Annotated in this window: 1 pseudogene; it reads right to left on the reverse strand. The window is 31.8% G+C overall.

What is annotated here, in order from left to right:
• Window positions 1–411: 411 nt before the first annotated feature.
• A pseudogene (locus IDG65_RS14900) lies at window positions 412–578 on the reverse strand (23S rRNA (adenine(2058)-N(6))-methyltransferase Erm(B)); the annotation flags it as partial.

Genomic DNA, 578 nt, shown 5'->3' on the forward strand with positions numbered 1-578 from the left:
TATCATAACTGTTCTAAAAAAAAAAGAACATTTGTTAAAAGAAATTAGAACAAAATGAGTGAAAAATTAGAACAAACAAATTCCTTATAAACCTTATCATCTCAACCTATATTAAGATTTTACCTAGTTGAATCTTCTTTTCTATATAAAGCGTCGGAGCATATCAGGGGGTTATCTAACGTAAATGCTACCCTTCGGCTCGCTTTCGCTCGGCATTGACGTCAGATACTGCACCCCCTGAACCCCCATGCTCCAACAGCAAAAAGGAAACTTTTTGCTGCTTTTCCGACGCTTATTCGCTTCGCTCATATTTATATAGAAAAGAAGTGAATGCGCAAAAGACATAATCGATTCACAAAAAATAGGTACACGAAAAACAAGTTAAGGGATGCAGTTTATGCATCCCTTAACTTACTTATTAAATAATTTATAGCTATTGAAAAGAGATAAGAATTGTTCAAAGCTAATATTGTTTAAATCGTCAATTCCTGCATGTTTTAAGGAATTGTTAAATTGATTTTTTGTAAATATTTTCTTGTATTCTTTGTTAACCCATTTCATAACGAAATAATTATACT

It is taken from the genome of Staphylococcus sp. EG-SA-17 (genome assembly GCF_017151845.1).
Classification (GTDB): Bacteria; Bacillota; Bacilli; order Staphylococcales; family Staphylococcaceae; genus Staphylococcus; species Staphylococcus aureus.